The 17,210-nt window shown below is 63.4% G+C and carries 13 protein-coding genes; 3 read left to right on the top strand and 10 right to left on the bottom strand.

Annotation, left to right across the window (positions count from 1 at the left end; genetic code table 11):
• The first annotated feature begins 127 nt into the window (after positions 1-127).
• Together FFS37_RS32625 and FFS37_RS32620 are read left to right on the top strand one after the other, a co-directional pair.
• Positions 128-2,407: a glycosyl hydrolase 108 family protein gene (locus FFS37_RS32625; RefSeq protein WP_137935044.1), complete on the top strand. Its 2,280-nt coding sequence runs from the start codon at positions 128-130 to the stop codon at positions 2,405-2,407.
• 23 nt (positions 2,408-2,430) lie between these two features.
• Entirely contained in the window at positions 2,431-5,106 is a 2,676-nt protein-coding gene (locus tag FFS37_RS32620) for a T6SS phospholipase effector Tle1-like catalytic domain-containing protein (RefSeq protein ID WP_137935043.1), read from the top strand.
• Between the two features lie 23 nt (positions 5,107-5,129).
• Here the strand turns inward: FFS37_RS32620 and FFS37_RS32615 are convergent, their stop codons facing one another.
• The 7 genes from FFS37_RS32615 to FFS37_RS32585 all read right to left on the bottom strand — a co-directional run bounded on the left by FFS37_RS32615 (position 5,130) and on the right by FFS37_RS32585 (position 12,034).
• Positions 5,130-5,960, bottom strand: a complete 831-nt coding sequence (locus tag FFS37_RS32615; RefSeq protein ID WP_137935042.1) for a 3-methyl-2-oxobutanoate hydroxymethyltransferase — start codon at positions 5,958-5,960, stop codon at positions 5,130-5,132.
• Position 5,961: 1 nt separating this feature from the next.
• Positions 5,962-6,423 carry a D-ribose pyranase gene (gene rbsD / locus FFS37_RS32610; RefSeq protein WP_137935041.1) on the bottom strand — a complete coding sequence of 154 codons (462 nt, stop codon included), beginning with the start codon at positions 6,421-6,423 and terminating at the stop codon, positions 5,962-5,964.
• A 15-nt stretch (positions 6,424-6,438) separates the two neighbouring features.
• Positions 6,439-7,395 carry a ribokinase gene (locus tag FFS37_RS32605; RefSeq protein ID WP_232375863.1) on the bottom strand — a complete coding sequence of 319 codons (957 nt, stop codon included), beginning with the start codon at positions 7,393-7,395 and terminating at the stop codon, positions 6,439-6,441.
• Between the two features lie 12 nt (positions 7,396-7,407).
• Positions 7,408-8,925 carry a sugar ABC transporter ATP-binding protein gene (locus FFS37_RS32600; RefSeq protein WP_137935039.1) on the bottom strand — a complete coding sequence of 506 codons (1,518 nt, stop codon included), beginning with the start codon at positions 8,923-8,925 and terminating at the stop codon, positions 7,408-7,410.
• An 80-nt stretch (positions 8,926-9,005) separates the two neighbouring features.
• Entirely contained in the window at positions 9,006-9,977 is a 972-nt protein-coding gene (locus tag FFS37_RS32595) for a sugar ABC transporter substrate-binding protein (protein ID WP_137935038.1), read from the bottom strand.
• A 58-nt stretch (positions 9,978-10,035) separates the two neighbouring features.
• Positions 10,036-11,058, bottom strand: a complete 1,023-nt coding sequence (locus tag FFS37_RS32590) for an ABC transporter permease (protein WP_137935037.1) — start codon at positions 11,056-11,058, stop codon at positions 10,036-10,038.
• Between the two features lie 211 nt (positions 11,059-11,269).
• Complete coding sequence (locus FFS37_RS32585) at positions 11,270-12,034, bottom strand: phytanoyl-CoA dioxygenase family protein (protein ID WP_137935036.1); 765 nt, start codon at positions 12,032-12,034, stop codon at positions 11,270-11,272.
• Positions 12,035-12,212: 178 nt separating this feature from the next.
• On the opposite strand from FFS37_RS32585, the gene FFS37_RS32580 reads away from it, so the two are divergent.
• Positions 12,213-13,058: a helix-turn-helix domain-containing protein gene (locus FFS37_RS32580; protein ID WP_232375862.1), complete on the top strand. Its 846-nt coding sequence runs from the start codon at positions 12,213-12,215 to the stop codon at positions 13,056-13,058.
• A gap of 107 nt (positions 13,059-13,165) precedes the next feature.
• On the opposite strand, the gene FFS37_RS32575 is transcribed toward FFS37_RS32580, so the two are convergent.
• The 3 genes from FFS37_RS32575 to FFS37_RS36065 all read right to left on the bottom strand — a co-directional run.
• On the bottom strand, positions 13,166-14,209 hold the full coding sequence (locus FFS37_RS32575; RefSeq protein WP_137935034.1) for a hypothetical protein: 1,044 nt from the start codon (positions 14,207-14,209) through the stop codon (positions 13,166-13,168).
• Positions 14,199-16,283, bottom strand: coding sequence for an ORC-CDC6 family AAA ATPase (locus tag FFS37_RS32570; protein WP_137935033.1), 2,085 nt, complete (start codon positions 16,281-16,283; stop codon positions 14,199-14,201). The genes FFS37_RS32575 and FFS37_RS32570 overlap by 11 nt, the downstream gene beginning before the upstream one ends.
• Positions 16,284-17,210: hypothetical protein (locus FFS37_RS36065; protein WP_210240505.1), on the bottom strand; the 927-nt coding region annotated here is incomplete at its 5' end. It abuts the gene before it with no gap.

Here is a 17,210-nt window from a genome sequence, read left to right as displayed (position 1 = left end):
TTAGACAGTTTATTAAAATGCATCCCCGACGATATTGATTCATCTTATTTTATTGGCGAATCTGACTCGCTTGACATATTGGCAAATATAAGAATACGATTTGGAGTTGCCGAATTGGGGGGCTCCAATGGCGGACATTTCTATAAGTGCGAGCTTGCTCGCCCGCGCTGCCAAAAGGAACGGCTACGCCATTCCTGCCAAGGGCATGATTTTCTTTGGTGTTCGTGGCCTGTCACCTGATCATCCGTTCGAGAATACTTTCGCGCAGAGTCAGCCGGCGCATTTCAGCGCCTATGATTTTCGCCGAATGCGCTGCACGCTTGGGCAGTGGAAGGTGGAGACCGACGAGGTGGCGGTGTTCCCGGGTTCGACGGTGCCGTCATTGCCCAACATCACCAACGCCAAGGCCAATGGCGGCTCGGGCACCAACCTGCTGATGCCAGGCCGGTTCGAGCATGAGCGCGGCATGCACAAGCCCGGCAAGTCGAGCGGCCATCGCGCCTTCCGCCAGGCATCCTTCCAGCCGGTGTGGCGCACCGCCGACAATCTCGACTACGACCTCAAGGACAGGCTGGATTTCGGCTCGGGTCCGGGTGACTTCGTCTGGGACAACATCCACTGCGCCTACTACGACAATCCGGAGACGGGCTATTCCAGCGCCGGCTGCCAGGTGATCTGCGGACTGCCGCAGTCGCCGTCGCGCAATATGGCGCCGGAGACCGGCCCGTGGCGCGCGTTCATCGACAGCGCCTACGGTACCAAGCAGACCCGTTTCGTCTATCTCCTGTTTACGGCCGAGGAGCTGTCGTCCGTCGACAAGGTCGACGATACGGCGCTGAAGCAGGTCGTGCGCTTCGGCTCATCGGGAGCGCTCGCCAAGAAAGTCCAGCAGGCGCTGGTCAACCAGGGCGACCTGAAGGACACGCCGGACGGTAATTTCGGGCGGCTTTCGCTGATGGCGCTGGTGGCCTTCCAAAGGCGCCAGTTCGGCGCCGGCGCGGCCGACGGCGTCTGCGGCGAGATAACGGCGGCGGCGCTGGGTGTGCCGCTGCCGACCGTTGCCAATGCCGGCAACGCACCCACGCCCTCCGGCCCGGCCCAGGAGGCGACAACAGGCAATCCCGACCTGCCCGATGAAACCGACATGCCGCCGGATCTGCTGACGATGCTGCTGGTGGCGCTGGGTCTCCAGCCGCCGACGGGCGCGCCCGGGCCGTCGGGCGCCGGCACGCCGCAGGCAAACGGCGCCACCACGCAGGGCACTGGCGGACCCCAGGCGGCGGGAACCGGCGGCCAGCCGCCGCCACCGCCCGCCGATGGCGGCAAGGCCAATTTCGAACGGGCCCAGGAGATCGTGCGCGAGTTCGAGGGCGGCTATTCGGACGATCCGAAGGACCCGGGCGGCGCCACCAATTTCGGCATCACCCGCAACACGCTCGCCGCGTGGCGCGGCAAGCCGGTCACCAAGGCCGATGTCGCCAACATGTCGTACCAGGAAGCCAAGGACATCTATTTCTCGCAATACTGGTCGAAATCCTCCTGCGGCATGATGCCTGGCCCGCTCGCGCTCGCCGTCTACAATGTCGCGGTGCATGCAGGCCTCGGCACGGCGGCGATCTACCTGCAGAAGGCGCTCAACCAGAACGGCGCCTCGGTGGCGGTCGATGGCGGCATCGGCGGCGAGACGCTGGGCGCGATCCCGAAGGCGCCGCTTTCGGACCTGATCAGCGACGTGATCGATCTCTACGATGCCAAGCTGCGCGCGCATCCCAACTACCAGCATTTCAAGAACGGCTTCAACCGGCGCGTCAACAAGCTGCGACTCGAAACGGAGCGCTGGCTCGAGGAAGACGGCGAACAGACGCTTCCGATACCCACGCCGAACCTAAGCGAAGAAGGGGATCCTGTCGTGACGGACAAAGTGAGCGATATCATCCAGGCGCTGCTGACGGCGCTGCAGTCGGCGACAACGACGACGACACCTGGAGCCACCACAACGACGACCACGCCGGCAGCCGGTGCCGAGACGGGCGTGGCGGCCGCGGCCAGCCTGGCGCTTCTGCTGCGGCAACTGGCGCAGGGGCTCGACGGCAATCCGGTCGTCCTGCCGCCGGATTCCGCGGCCACAAATGTGCTGACGCCGGTTAATGGAGCACTCGGCCAATGGCTGGGAAAGTTGCTCGATGGGCGCAAGAGCGCGCTCGGCATCTTGGGGGTGTTGGCGAGCGCCCTGCTGACGCCTGGAACGGCAGGGGCCGCGGCGACAACCTCGCCCCTGGGCGAACTGATCCCGATCATCGGCTCGATCCCCGGTCTGGCTCCGATCCTGATGCCGGTCTCTCTGGCCCTGACCGCGTGGGGGCTGCTCGGCAAGATCGACAAATACGTGCGCGCGGCCAAGCAGTAGGGTCGACGCCCGGAGGAGCGGAGATGGCGGATGCTCCAGACCAATCCCGGAACATCGTCGTCTTCGCCGACGGCACCGGCAATAGCGCCGCCAAGGCCTTCAAGACCAATGTGTGGCGGCTCTACCAGGCGCTCGACCTGGCCGGCGGCGACCAGATCGCCGTGTTCAGCGACGGCGTCGGCACGTCGCAGTTCAAACCCTTCGAGATCATCGGGCTGGCGCTCGGCTTCGGCGTCAAGCGTCGGGTGCTGGCGCTCTACAAGTTCCTGTGCCTGAACTATCGCGAGGGCGACAGGATCTTCGCCTTCGGCTTCAGCCGCGGCGCCTTCACCATCCGGGTGCTGGTCGGCATGATCGCCAGGGAAGGGCTGGTCGACTTCAAGTCGGAAGAGGAGCTGGACCGCAACGCGCTCGCCGCCTATCGGGCATACCGGCCGAAGGCGTTCGGGTCGAAGCTGCCCTGGGTCGTGTTCGCCCGCTACATACGCGACCGGGCGGTCGATCTGTGGAACGAAATCACCGGCAGCCGAAGCTACAAGCAGGCTCAGCAGCAGGCCCCCGCCTTCCGTTCGGCCAGCGAGATCCGCATCGCCTTCGTCGGCGTGTGGGACACGGTCGCGGCCTATGGGCTGCCTGTCGACGAGTTGACCAAGGCCGTGAACAAATGGGTGTGGCCGATGACATTCGAGAAGCGGGGTCTTCTCGACGCGGTCGATTGCGCCCGGCAGGCTTTCAGCATCGACGACGAGCGGCGCACCTTCTTTCCCATCCCGTGGAATGAACCCGCGCCGGCGCTGAAAGCTGCCGCGCACGAAGGGACACAACCCGCCGATCCACGCCTGCTGCAGGTCTGGTTTGCCGGCTGCCATGCCAATGTCGGCGGCGGCTACCCCGACGACAGGCTGGCCCACATACCGCTGTGCTGGATGATCGGCGAGGCGGCCGAACAGGGCCTGGTTTTCAAGAAAGAGGTCGTGGCCGACTATTGGGATTACGCCTCGGAAGCCGGCCGCATCTACGATTCCCGTTCCGGTGTCAGCGTTTTCTACCGCTACCATCCGCGCGACGCCAAGCAGTTGATGGGGCCAGGCGTGAAGCCGCTGGTCGACGCCAGCGTCATCATGCGCATGGCGAAAGGCGCGGACGATTATGCGCCGATAGCGCTGCCCGAGCATATCGAGGTGCTGTCGCCGCTGGGTGCGAAAGTGCCGTTCACGGGGCTGCCCGATGAAGAGCTGAAATCGATGCGCAAGGTTGCGGCCATCGACAAGCTGCCGCTTCCGGCCGGTCGCAAGCGCAACCTCGCCAGCATGGACAGGAAGTTCCGCGAAGCGCTCGCCCAGCTTCAGGAGGACAGGGCGCGCCGGCCGCGGAAGGCCAGGGAGGTGCTGGCCGCCGGCAATGAGAGCGGCAGGGGCAGTCCGAGGCCGCAGAGCCAGAATGACCATGCCGCCAGCCGCCTGGAACGCATGCGCCTGATGCGCGACACCGTGTGGTGGCGGCGGGGCGTCTACTATGCGCTGCTGGCGATCGCCATGCTGTTCCTGGCGTTTCCGCTGCTCGCCGGCTATGTCACGCTCGGCGTCACCGGTCGGCTCGATCAGCAGGCGGGTGGCCTGGTCGGGCCCGTTATCGGCCTGGTCAGCGGCTTCCTGCCCGGCATCGCCGCGCCCTGGGTGGATGCCATGGCCAAGCATTCGATCCTGGCGGCGGGGCTCGGCCTTGCCCTGGGTGCCCTGTTGTGGGTGAACGCGTTGTTGCGCACGCGCATCAACGACCGGGCGCGATCGGCCTGGAATGTCGCGGCCGACCGCAGCGATGACGTGCTGCGGTCAAACCGGACTGATGCGCACCGGCGCACATCGCTGATCGGGACAATCGTGCTTGGCTTCGGCGCGTTGGCGCTCGGCTTTGCCGGAAACTACGGCGCCGGCTTCTTCGCCATCGGCTGCATCGGCTGTCTTGCCACCTATGTCGTGCTCAGCCGGCGCGGGCCGCGCACGGGCGTGCCGCCAACACCTGTTTCGCTGCGCTTCGCCCGCGTCATCCGCACCAACCGCTTCGCCCAGCGGGTCTACGAAAATCTGCGGGAATATGTGCTGCCGGCGGTGTTCCTGGCGCTTTCGGCGGGCCTGCTCTTGTTCGCGGCCAACAAGGTCACGTTCGAGGTCGCGGATTCGATGGGTGCTTTCTGCGCCGATCCCGCGCTGGCGGACACGACCGGCGCCGAAAGGCTGACGGGAACGCCCTATACCATGAAGACCGCCGACATTTGCGGCGACACCGGCAACTGGCTGCAGGAGGGCGTCCGGTACCAGGTGACGATCTCCATCACTCAGCCCTGGAAGGATGGCGACAGGCTGTGCGCCGATACGCGCGGCGTGCCGCAAAGCAGCGTCGCGCATTATCTGGCGACGCTGATGAAGCGCTGGTGGGCGCAGCCCTACTTCAAGCCGATCGCCCGCGTCGGCCGGTTCGGCAATGACGAATATGTCCTCGATGCCGTCGAGCCGGTCATTCCCGGAGACTGCACGAACGCAAAGCTCACCGCCGAGATCAAGCCCAAGGCCTCGGGCGAGCTCTATGTCTACGTCAACGATGCCGTGCTCGGCCTGCCCGGCGTCTACGACTTCTTCTACACCCACAACAACCAGGGAACGGCCGAGGTCAGCGTCAAGAAGGTGAACGTGTTTCCTTGAGCGGGCGGGTATTGTGGGACTCGCTAATCGCGTTCGGCCGCCAGCCGCTTCCGAAATTCCTCGAGCTCGGCATCGGCTATGCCGGCCACTTCCGCCTGCGCCGGATAGCTGCCGCCGGCGACTTCCTGACGGAAGCCCGACAGCGCCTCGACGCGGGCGTCGCGGACGGCCTTGTGGAGGGCGGCGAGGTCGCCCCAGGCGCGGGCGTGGCGGGGCAGGCGGGCGCTTTCGCCCGTGATGTCGGAGGTGAACAGGAATATCACGTCCGCCGACGGCCCGGAGCCTAGCGAGACGGTGACCAGCCCGGTGCGGCGGTTGATCTCTTCCATGACATCGGCCGGCACGATCTCGCATTCGACGGCGAAGGCGCCGGCATCTTCCAGCCGCCGGAACCGGTCGAACAGCTCCAGCGCTTCGGCAGAAGTCTTGCCGACCGCCCTGATCGCGCCGACCCAGGTCGACTTGCGCGGCACGAAGCCGAGATGGCCCATGACCGGGATCTGCTCGTTTGCGAGCATGCGCACCGTGTCGTGGCCGCGTCCGGTGATGACGGCGTCGGCGCCGGTGGTGATGGCCGAGAAGGCGGTGCGCAGGACTTCGTCCGAGGTTACGGCGTCGGCGAAGCCGAGGGCGGCGGTGACGAAGACGCGGCGCGAGCCTTCGCGCACACGCGCCACGTTGACGGCGCGGCAGACGACCATCTCGATGCCGGCGGCTTCGGCGGCGGCGGCTTCGTCCGCCGTCTCCGCCGTCACCTGCGCCACATGCCGGCCGCTGCCTTTCAGCGCGCGCAGGCCGGCGACGGTCACCGTGCGGTCGACCTCGCGGCCACCGAAGTCGAAGATGCGGGGCATGTCAGCCCTTCAGCTTCTTGGCGTAATAGTCGGGCGCGACGACGCCGGGCTTGGAGAACCATTGCGGCACGTCGACGCCGGAATAGAGGAGGATGTTGCCCCAGGGGTCGAAGGCGCCGGTGCGCACGATGACCTTGGCCTTCTTGGCCATCTCGCCGAGGATCGTCTCGTGCGTGGTCGTTTCGAAATCGGCGTCGGGGAACAGTCGCTTCAGCTTCGCCAGCAACGGTGCGTTGTGCACCGGAAGCGTGTCGGCATAGCCGACGCGCTCGGCGATCAGGTTCTGGGCGATCGGCGCCAGCACCGTTTCCAGGTCCGGCACATCAGGCGAGATGGCGAGGTCGATGCGCCAGGCGCTGGACGGGATCGGAAAGCCCGCGTCGCAGACAATCATCAGGTCGCCATGGCCCATCGAGGCGATGGCGTGTGACAGTTCTGCGTTGAGCAGCCGGTTCCGGTTCATGGCGTTTCCTTCCGTTTATCTGGACCAGGTAGTCTCGAGGGCCTGCGCGAACAGCGCATCGGCCTGCGCCCGTTCGGGCAGGCCGGGGATGACGCCGAGCCGCGTGCAGGCGATGGAGCCGCAGACGACGCCGAAGCGCACGGCGTCGACGATGTCGCGGCCCTCGGCCAGCGCCACCGCGAAACCGGAGTTGAACGCGTCGCCGGCGCCCGTGGTGTCGACCACATCGACGGGCACGGCCGGCACCATGATGTCGAGCTCGTCGGTGAGGATCAGCGCGCCGCTGCGGCCGAGCGTCACCACGACGTTGCGCACGCCGCGACGGCGAAGCTCGCCGGCCAGTTCGCGCGAGGAGCGGGGATCGTCGGCGGGCAGGCCGAGCAGGATGCGCAATTCGCTCTCGTTGGGCGTGAGATAGTCGACATCAGTGAAGATCGCGTCGGGAAGCTGGCGCGCCGGCGCCGGGTTGAGGATGGTGCGGGCGCCATGCCTGCGGCCAAGCTCCATGGCGCGCGCGGCGGCGGCGGTCGGCACTTCCAGCACGGTCATCACCACATCGCTTTGGGCGATGCGTTGCTCGGCGCTGTCGACGACTGCCGCGTCCATCAGCTCGTTGGCGCCCATGTCGAGGACGATGAAGTTCTCGCCCTTGTCGTTGAGGATGATGAAGCCGACGCCGGTGGCGCGCTCCGTCCTTGTCGTCACGAAGCTCGCGTCGACGCCTTCCGCCGCGTAGAGGTCGGTGGCGATGCCGGCCAGCTTGTCGGTGCCGATGATGGCGACCAGCGAGGAACTGGCGCCGAGGCGCGATGTGGCCACAGCCTGGTTCGAGCCCTTGCCGCCGGCGCCCATGTCGAAATCGGTGCCAAGCATCGTCTCGCCGAAGATCGGCAGCTTCGGTGCGCGGATCGTCAGGCCGACGGCGAAGCTGCCGACGATCGTGATCTTTGGTGCGGTCTCGGGTTTAGTCATCAATCGCCTCGTTCAGGACGCCATGGCGCGCGCCAGGATCGCTTCCTCGTTGATGCCGGCTCCGGTCAGTTCGCCCGAAATGCGGCCGTTGCGCAGCACCAGAACGCGTTCGGCGTTCATGATCAATTCGGGAATCTCCGACGAGATCATCACCACCGCCACGCCTTCGCCGGCGATGCCGCGCAAAATGGCGTAGATCTCGGCCTTGGCGCCGACATCGACGCCGCGCGTCGGCTCGTGCAGCACAAGCACGCGCGGGTTGGTGACCAGGCTGCGGCCGAGGATGATCTTCTGCTGGTTGCCGCCCGAAAGCGTGCCGAGCTTCTGGCCGAGATGTGAAATGCGCGCATCGAGCCGGGCGACCTGCGCGCGCGCCTCGCGGCGCACCGCGGCGCGGCGCATGAAGCCGGCCATGGAGAAGCGCGGCAGCGAGGCCGACACGACATTGTTGGCGACGCTCATGGTCAACAGCGCGCCGGCGCCGCGCCGGTCGGCGGGCACCAGTGCCATGCCGTTGCGGATCGAGGCCTGCGGGTCGCCGCCGCGAAGCTCCTTGCCGTCGATTGTGACACGGCCCTGCCGGCCGCACAGGCCGAACAGCGCTTCGCCCAGCATGTCCTTGCCGGAATCCGGCAACCCGCCAATGCCGAGGATTTCGCCGGCCCGCGCGTGGAAGCTGACCGCGTCGAGGCCGGGGGCGGCAAGCTTCTCGACCGAGAGCACGACCGGCGCCTCATGCGAGCGGGCCTGCGGCTGCAGCGACCATTGCGCCGCCGTGTCGAGCTCGCGGCCGACCATGGCGCGGATCAGCCGGTCTTCCGACAGGCCTGAATTGTCCATGGTCTCGATGGTGCGGCCGTCGCGCATGACGGTGATGCGGTCGGCGAGGTCGAGCACTTCCTTCAGATGGTGCGAGACGTAGATGACGGTGACGCCGTCGGCGCGCAACTGCTTGACGATCTCGAACAGGCGGTCGCTCTCGCGCTTGGAGAGCGCGGAATTGGGTTCGTCCAGCACCAGCACGCGGGCTCGCTGGCGGATGGCGCCGGCGATCTCGACCAGCTGCATCTCGGCGACCGAGAGGCGGGAGACCTTGGTGTCGGGATCGAGCGTGCCCATGCCGAGGCGGGTGAGTGCTGCGCGCGCCTCGCGCCGCATCTCGTCGCGCGGCACCAGCGACACCACGGAGCGCGCCGCCATGTCCGACATCATGATGTTTTCGGCGATGCTCAGCGTCGGGCAGAGCGCCAGTTCCTGGTAGACGACGGTGATGCCGGCGGCGCGGCTGGCGAGCGGCGAGGCGATGGTCGCCAGCCTGCCGTCGATGCGGATCTCGCCGCCATCGGGCTGCAGATCGCCGGCGAGAATGTTCATCAGCGTCGATTTGCCGGCGCCGTTCTCGCCGATCACGGCATGGACCTCGCCGGGCCGGAAGGCGACGGAAATGCGGTCGAGCGCCAGCACGCCGGGGAACCGCTTGGTCAGTCCGGAGATATCGACGATCGGGGCAGGGGGCTGGGTGTCTGTCATGACCTGCTGGCTTGGGAGCTGGCTGAATGTGTGCAAGCGGCCGCTGGGCCCATGCGGACCGGCGGCCGCTTGCGTGTCGATTACTTCTTCTTGACGACTTCGGCGATGTTTTCCTTGGTGTAGATGCCGACGCCGGTGTCGACATTGTCGATCGTCTCACCCTTGAGGAACTTCACCAGCAGGTCGACGGCGGCGAAGCCCTGCTTTTCCGGCGCCTGGTCGATGGTGGCGTCGACATTGCCGTCCTGGACGAGCTGGACCGTCTGGTCGAGCAGGTCGAAGCCGACCACCTTGACCTTGTCGGCGGCCTTGTTGCGCTCGACCCAGGTGCCGGCGGCCGGCGTCGAGCAGCATTCGAGCGACAGCACGCCCGTGATCGAGGGGTTGGCCAGCATGGCGTTTTCGATCGCGGAATAGATCTTCTGCGGGTCGGTGCCGGTGTTGAGCGTGTTGACCACCTCGATGCCGGGCTCGGCCTTCAGCGCCTCGCGCGCGCCTTTTTCGCGGTCGAGCGACCACTGCGCGGCGGCGTCGATGGTGGTGATCATCACCTTGCCCTTGCCGCCCAGCACCTTCGACATCAGCTTGCCGGCCTCGCGGCCGGACTGCACGAGGTCCTGGCCGGCGAAGGCAAGGCGCTTGCTCTCGGGATTGTCGGTGTTGAAGGTGACGACCGGAATGCCGGCGGCGATGACGCGGTCGATGACGGGCGCCAGCGCGTCGGTCGAGACCGACGAGATCGCCAGGCCGTCCATCTTGCCCATCAGTGTCTCGATTTCCGAGATCTGGCCGTCGGCATCGGCGCCGACCGGGCCGATGAACTGCGCGCCGACCTTGTCTTCCTTGGCGGCGCGCTCGACGCCGGCCTTCATGAACGGCGCGAATTCGTTGGAGACGTCATGGTAGGAGACATAGAGGTCGAGCGGCTGGCCGGCATCGATCTTGGCCTTGATGCGCGGCGCGAGCTGGAAATCGGCGAGCTTGGATGCGGCATGCGCCGAAAGCGGAAACAGGCCGATGGCCGCCGCCAGGATGGCGTGTCTGAAGTTCATGGATAGTCCTCCCTTTTTGGTTCTGGTTGCTTCGGTTTTGTGAATTCTGCCGGTTGGCTCAGCCCGTGCGGCGCGTGCTCCATTTGTCGATGCCGACGGCGACGATGATGACGAGGCCGATCATGAGTTCCTGCACGAAGGGCGAGACGCCCATCAGCACCAGGCCGTTGCGCATGACGCCGATGATGAGCACGCCAAGGATGGTGCCGAGGATGGTGCCTTCGCCGCCCGACAGCGAGGCGCCGCCGACGATGGTGGCGGCGATGACGTCGAGCTCGAGGCCGAGGCCGGTGCGGCCGGCCTGGCTGGACGGCAGGAAGGCGAGGCCGAGGATGCCGGCGAAGGCGGCAAGCACGCCCATCAGCACGAAGGCCGATATCTTGACCTTGTTGACGGAAATGCCGGAAACGCGCGCCGCCTTGGCGCTGCCGCCGACGGCATAGACGCGGAAGCCGAAATTGGAGAAGGACAGCACCAGCCATGCAAGGCCCGCCACCAGGACGAAGAACACCAGCTGCATGGGAATGACGCTGAACAGGTAGCCCTGGCCCATGAAGCCGAAGCTTTGCAGCACGTCGGGCAGGGCGCCGTTGCGGGCATTGACCGTGACCGGCTGGCCATTGGTGAGGATGAGGGCCGCGCCGCGCACGATGGACAGCATGCCGAGCGTGGCGATGAGCGAGGGCAGGCGGCCATAGGTGGAGAGCACGCCGTTGACCAGGCCGATGACGACGCCGGTCAGGAGGCCGACGCAGATGGCCGGCAGCAGCGCCCAGCCGGCGATGATCAGCATGCCGGTGGCAAGGCCCGAGAACGCGTAGGTCGAGCCGACCGAAAGGTCGACCTCGCCCGCGATCAAAACGAACGTCATGCCGACAGCCATGATCCCGAGCAGGGAGACCTGGCGTCCGACATTGAGCAGGTTCAGCGATGTCAGGAATCCATCGGTGGCGAAGGACAGGAACAGGCACATGACGAGAAGGGCGATGAACACGCCTGCTTCCCGCGCCCGCAACAGCCGTGCCAGCGTGAATCGGTCCGTGGCTGGCGCGCGCGCGCCGGTCCTGACCGCCTGGGTCATGCAGTATCCTCCCTGCGCGTGATCGACCGGTCCTCACCGGCGCGACCACTTCTTCCGTTTCATCGTCCTGGCCGAGCTCAGGCGCGGGCCGATGTCTCAAAAACCGTTCCCGAAATGATTCAGGATCGGTGTCTATCTCCCTGTCCGGCCACGATCTTTCCAGGATGCGGCCGTGGCGCGGGCGTTGCCGCCCGCACCGGTCATGGCGGCGTCAGGACGCCTTGCGGAACGAGCCGGCCGGCACCTTGCGCAGTTCGTCGAAGTTTCCGTATTCGCGCACCTTCTTGAAGGGCGCGTTCTCGACGGCGTTGTAGGAGCAGATATAGCCCCAGCGATAGGTGTCGGACCGGTTGGCGTCGGAACGGTGCAGCAAGTTGCCGTCGAAGATCAGCGCGTCGCCGGCTTCCATCTCGACATAGATGTGCTCGTAGCGCTTCAGCGCGGCCTCGAGATGCTCCTGCTCGACATTGGTCTGGTCGTTCTCCCTGATGTGGTTGAGACGGCCGAGCTTGTGGGTGCCCTTCAGCACCTGCAGGCAACCATTCTCGCGCGTCGCCTTGTCGAGCGCGACATAGATGCTCATCATTTCCGGCGCCAGGCAGCCGTAATTGTACCAGTAGCCGAAATCCTGGTGCCATTCCCAGGCGCCGCCCTCATTGGGCTGCTTCATCGTCATCTTGTGGCTGTAGAGGTAGATCGGCTTGCCGACGGCGTCCTCGGCGAGGTCGACCATGCGCTCGTCGCGGGCGAGCAGGCCGTATTTGTCGTCCTCGGCCTTGGTCCACATCTTCAGAAGGGTGGTCTTGCCCTCCTTGTCGCCCTTGGCCATCACGGCGCCGCTCTTGTTTTCCGCCTCCAGCTGCGCGCGGGCGTGATCGCGGAAGTTCTCGACCTCCGCCAGATCAAGCAGCCCCCTGCGGATGATATAGCCGTCACGGGCGTAGTCTTCCGCTTCTTTCCTCGTCATCGCCAGCATCGTCTTGCCTCCCTGGACTGTCGGGCCGCCGGCGGCGCCTGCGCCGTGAAAGCCCCTAAACCCCGAGGTTTCCAGCGACTCCGCGCCGAAACCCCGGCCTCATTGAAGGCGACCATAGCGGTGGCTGACGGCGAACAAAATGGACAGGCGGGCCTGTGTTTTGTATAAAACGCGCATCATGGAAAAGTCTTCCGTTCTCGAAAGTTTCCACTATGTGCCGGCCGCCGGATGGACGCGCACGGCGTTCAGCGTGCTGCGCGCCGGCAAGGTGGCGGCGGCGCGCGACTACCGCATAGAACGGGCTTTCCACCCCGGCCAGGACATCCTCTACTGCGTTTCGGGCAGGGGGCATGTGGAGACGCTGGGGCAGCGGCTGGAGGTGCGGGCCAACCAGCTGGCGTGGATGGCCAACGAGGCGCCGCATGTGCATTGCGCCGATCCGGACGACCCCTGGACGCTGCTGTGGTTCCGGCTCGACGGACCGGACCCGGCGATCCTGCGGCGCAAGCTGTTCGGCGAGGGCATGCCGCGCACCATCTTCGCCGAGGCCGCCAGCCCCGCGCCCTGGTTCGAGCGCCTGTTCGCCGCCTTGCGCCGGCGCGACGCCGGCATCGACCTGCGCCTCAACCAGCTGGTCGCCGAATTCCTGCTGATGGTCGACCGCGCGGTGAATGGTGCCGGCCACGACGATCTGCCGGGGCCGCTGGCCTCGGCGCTGGAAGCCATGCGCGCCGACCCGGGCTTCGCCTGGACCGCGGCCGACCTGGCAGAAGCCACCGGCCTCGGCGCCTCACAGGTGCGCCGGCTGTTCCAGAAACATCTGCGCACCAGCCCGCACCAATGGCTGATGCGCGAACGGCTGATGCAGGCGCAGTCGATGCTGGTGCAAGGCGACCAGCCTCTGGCCGAAGTGGCGGAAGCCTGCGGCTTCTGCGACGTCTATCACTTTGGGCGGGAATTCAAACGCTCGGTGGGGATTTCGCCGGCCGCTTGGCGGCGAAGTGAGTTGAGCGCGCCGGGGTGAGGGGGGCGTGGGGGCCGGTTTGCGCCTCTTCGTGGACGTTCGGGCAGAGTTTGCTTTACCCAAAAGCGAACGTTGCAACTTGCGTAGTTCTAGCTAGGGCGTGTGCGTCACCAAGTGTCGGTCAGACTGCAAGCGGGAGATGTCAGGTCGATGAGCCGATAGATGTGATAACGTCCATTGGCACCGACCTCCCGATGAGGGTAACTTTTCGGAATTCTGGCCTTCACTTGCACTCGTTTGTCTGAGCAGGCAAAGATGGCCGTCGCAATGGCCTGAACCTTCGGGCCGCCAACGAAAACGCTGATCACCGCACGTTTACCCGTCCCCGCGACATGTGCCTTCATCGCATCAAGACATGATGCGAGCCCGAACGCAGGAATGTCAGAGATCTCGTCATCTTCCAAGCGGTACATTTCTTTGACCTTGGCAATTTGCAGATCGAGCAGGCTGTCCACTTCGCTATGCAGTTCGCTCCGCGGAACGAGTACCGCAACCCTTTCAGGGCTGAACTCGTGCACAAGGCCGTAAAACATGTCGGCATCGCCACCCAGCCCGACTAGCAGCAGTTTCTCGTCTCCCATGCCACCACTTCCTTCCAGCAGTGGAACCGTTTCGTACCTATCGACCTGACTGGAAAATGCGGTGGCATCGCCATCCGACTTGTAAGTGCCTTCAGCGTATCCGAAATCGATGGCATGTATCGATCCGCCACCCAAGCCGTAGGCGATCAGCCATTGCATGTAGATGCGAGGCATTGTGGAGCAATCGACGAACACGCGACGCAAAGTACCATGGTAGGTTCCCAATTTTCGTCCGATTTCCGTGAGGGAGACCTGAAGAGTGTGCATGTTTCTCTGATAGTCGATCGACGGATTCAGCGACAATTCACTGAACTCCACTCCCCGCCGCGATGCGAATTCGCTTAATGCCTGTCGGCTCTTTTCCACAGCGGCACTACCACTGCCCTTAAGTGCGAAGTCGAGTACCAGCAGCTGTCTGACATCAAGTTCGCAATGTTTTTCGAGCGCGGTGCATCTGCTTTCCCACCCCAATGCAACGATTGCTATGTCGGCCTTGATAGGCACGGTCGTCTCAGTGACGTGCTCGGAAACGGCGATATTCCCGTAGACTCTGTAACTGTTACTGAACATTGGACTTGCCATCGTCAAACAGCGAACCTTGGAGATGCTTCCATTCTTCCGCAGAGGGGTAGAGGTCCCTGAATACGGAGTCCGCCCAGTCTTCAGGTGTATGTGTCCGCGTCATCAACAGTTCGACCACGCGCCCCGCTGGGAGGGTGTTCACCTCATATGGCCCGCGGTAGGAGAACCTGAAGTGGGGGGCAAATCGGTGGTGAAGCCTTATGGTGACCTCTTTGGCGTCCGGATGGTAATCAGGGCTTTCCAACTTACCCCGATCGGAGACTTCGCGGATGAAGCCGTCCTTTTCAGCACGCTTCAGAACCTCGTCGATCTTGCCGTCCGAGAGGTTCATTTTGTCTGCGACCGCACGCAACTCCTCTCGATTGATTTTGAAAAGTCCCCGCTCAGTCGTGCCATTTGGCTCGTCGTCTCCGAGTTCTGTTTGGAGCTTGGCGGTTAGTCGACCGAATGCCCGCACCATCCTGACGCTTTCTTCCTCAAATGGCTGCGCCAGGGATCGCAGCCCCTGCACTTTTTTCTCGGACGCAGCAATTACAGCTTGGCGCTGTTGTTCGATCGGGATTTCGGTGTCGGTATTGATGAACTCAATCATGCGGCTGAGGCTCGGGCCGCTGCTCATGACGCGGAGGTAGATTTCGCCCATGATGTCGAGGAAATCGCGAATACAGTGGTCGCTGAGCTGCATGATGATCTGGTGACCGACGTAGGGATATTCGTGCAGTCGCAGGATCTTGCAGGCCTCGAGAAAAGCCCAACCTTGTTTCCGAGCTATCCGTCTTTGAACTGCGCGTACATCGACAGCGTCTCCGAGAAGATCGCGATACTTCCCGGACATTTGATTGAGCACGAGCCCTTCCACATACGGCCGCGCCTTGAAGTTTAGTGCCAGTTGCCCACGCTCGGACCTAGTCAGCTTAAGTGAGAGAAACTCCCGCGCCTCTTCGGCGACGTGGATCAGCTTCAGGCGGCCCTCACTGCTTTCGGGGCTGGCACTCTCGATAACGCGATCGATAATCTGGTTTACAGACAAGATGCCGAGTCGTTTTTTTAGGGAGAACGCAGTGAGTGGATCTCCGTTCTTCAGCTTACCGCGCGCGCTGTCCGGCAGTGCATAGAAGAGACGCAACGAAGCCACGTTTTGGCAAAGCTGGGCAAAACTGTTGTCAGAGGTAAGATCCAGATTCTCGACGTCACGGTCAGCACTTGATAGCGACTGGCCGGGCAGGACCGTCCTAATCGTGTCGTATAGCCCTCCGATGTAGGCTAGGACCCATTTCACCTCACCGCGAGTTTTGCGTACGAGGGTGTTCAAAAATTGCTGCTGTAAAGGTGTTAACACCTCACAGTCGTCAATCATTATTTTAAACTTAAGTGGCCCATCATCTGCAAAGGCAGGCCCCTTGATTAGTGGTGATACCGCTGTAACGACCTTGCTGAGTACCGTGCCTGGGTCAGTAGCAAAGAACGGCGAGTTGCTAAGCCCACCGCCTGAGAAGAGAGCGTTAAAGCAGCGCTCAATATGCCGCGATACCAGCGATCTTAGTTCGCCTAGTCCGAAGAATTCACGCTTTCCTTCGATCTGAAGAAAATGCAGGGCATTTACGTGTATGTTCAATGCAGTGTCTCGGTCAGAACTCGCGGAGTACCGCAGGTGCCCCTCGCGACGAAGCGAACTCAGTGTCTCCAAGAGGCGCTCCACGATCTTGAGTTCGAGATAGTGAGAGAAGATCACGAACTGCCGCTGACTTACGGCCATCGGGTCCAGTCGGATGGGCTCAGGAACGAGAGAGAGGACAGCGTTGTCGATTAGCGGTGAGAAGGTCTCGTTGAGCTGAAAGAAGACTCCGTACCAGTCGAGGGTTCCGGTTTGCGCATTTAGATTCTGGTCTTCGAGAATGTGCACCGTGGATATCGAGCGGAGAATACTTGTCTTCCCGCTACCTCGAGTTCCAGCGACGAACACAGGTTTCGCAGCCTTTGCGATGTTGCCTGCTTTCTGGCTGAACCAAAGGACAGGTCGGCTCTCATATTCGATCCGGTTGGGTCCGAAAGGATTTTGCATCTACTTACCCTTCACCTGGATACGCCAATCCCTATTCGACTTCGCAAGATCCTGTACGTCGATACGTCCTGATGCGTGCAGCATGATCAGAGCATCTTCGAGCTTCTCTGCCACTGGGGTAGAGCGCACCAGATCTGCGACCTGATTCCACCAAAGCAAGTCAGTTCCCCTTTCAGCACGATACGTCTCGAGACGCTTGAGAAGCCCCCAAGTATCATCGTCCAGCGAACTGCGCGTAATCGACGGACACGGTATGAAGCAATTTTCTTCTTCTACGATCGTGCCATCGGCCTGCCGGGTACGGTGCGGAATAACCCGCACACCTATAAGATCGTTTTCTTCCGAAACGAAAAGGACAATCTCGTTGAAGCCCGCACTGATCTCCGGAGCTGAAATCGAGATCAGCTGACTTCGCGGCTTACGGGGATCACTGACCACCTCGATTGGATCTTGATGGATGTGGCCGTGCAGATACAAAACCGGCTTGTCTGCGGACAGGATTTGGGACCGAACGAAGCCTGCATTCAGCATTTCGGCGTAAGGGGCTATACGCGGCGTCTTCTGTGGGAGAAGGTTATGATGGCCAACGATCACGCCATAGAACTTATCGGCATCGTGCATGTACTCCATCATGCTGTCGAGCATGGGAGCTGAAACATATGGCGTATCGAGCTGGGCGTAGTACTGGTCGATCAAATCCTTGGGCGTGTCTGATTCCGCTGATGCGGTTGGCGCTGCAGGCCCGTCTTCGACAGACTTTGAATTGCCGAGATCGACAGGCTTCGAGAGATCGTCAGTCCTCAGCTTGTCTCTGAGAGCCTGAATCAAAAAGAATGGTTTGATATCAAGCTCTTGCGAGCCTGCGTGTGAGCAGGCGAATGTGGGCGACGTATATCCAGGCTTCTGCAGAAGCGATGGATTTCTCCC

It is taken from the genome of Mesorhizobium comanense (assembly GCF_005503535.1).
Taxonomy (GTDB): Bacteria; Pseudomonadota; Alphaproteobacteria; order Rhizobiales; family Rhizobiaceae; genus Mesorhizobium; species Mesorhizobium comanense.
The sequence above is the reverse complement of the archived record's forward strand: the minus strand, read 5'-3'. Positions and strand labels throughout refer to the sequence as shown.

What these genes read in the sequence shown, in the direction of transcription:
- FFS37_RS32575 (WP_137935034.1), bottom strand. Translation starts at nt 14,209, where the DNA reads ATGTTCAGTAACAGTTACAGAGTCTACGGGAATATCGCCGTTTCCGAG.
- FFS37_RS32625 (WP_137935044.1), top strand. Translation starts at nt 128, where the DNA reads ATGGCGGACATTTCTATAAGTGCGAGCTTGCTCGCCCGCGCTGCCAAA.
- FFS37_RS32590 (WP_137935037.1), bottom strand. Translation starts at nt 11,058, where the DNA reads ATGACCCAGGCGGTCAGGACCGGCGCGCGCGCGCCAGCCACGGACCGA.
- FFS37_RS32580 (WP_232375862.1), top strand. Translation starts at nt 12,213, where the DNA reads ATGGAAAAGTCTTCCGTTCTCGAAAGTTTCCACTATGTGCCGGCCGCC.
- FFS37_RS32600 (WP_137935039.1), bottom strand. Translation starts at nt 8,925, where the DNA reads ATGACAGACACCCAGCCCCCTGCCCCGATCGTCGATATCTCCGGACTG.
- FFS37_RS32585 (WP_137935036.1), bottom strand. Translation starts at nt 12,034, where the DNA reads ATGCTGGCGATGACGAGGAAAGAAGCGGAAGACTACGCCCGTGACGGC.
- FFS37_RS32615 (WP_137935042.1), bottom strand. Translation starts at nt 5,960, where the DNA reads ATGCCCCGCATCTTCGACTTCGGTGGCCGCGAGGTCGACCGCACGGTG.
- FFS37_RS32595 (WP_137935038.1), bottom strand. Translation starts at nt 9,977, where the DNA reads ATGAACTTCAGACACGCCATCCTGGCGGCGGCCATCGGCCTGTTTCCG.
- FFS37_RS32570 (WP_137935033.1), bottom strand. Translation starts at nt 16,283, where the DNA reads ATGCAAAATCCTTTCGGACCCAACCGGATCGAATATGAGAGCCGACCT.
- FFS37_RS32620 (WP_137935043.1), top strand. Translation starts at nt 2,431, where the DNA reads ATGGCGGATGCTCCAGACCAATCCCGGAACATCGTCGTCTTCGCCGAC.
- rbsD (WP_137935041.1), bottom strand. Translation starts at nt 6,423, where the DNA reads ATGAACCGGAACCGGCTGCTCAACGCAGAACTGTCACACGCCATCGCC.
- FFS37_RS32605 (WP_232375863.1), bottom strand. Translation starts at nt 7,395, where the DNA reads ATGACTAAACCCGAGACCGCACCAAAGATCACGATCGTCGGCAGCTTC.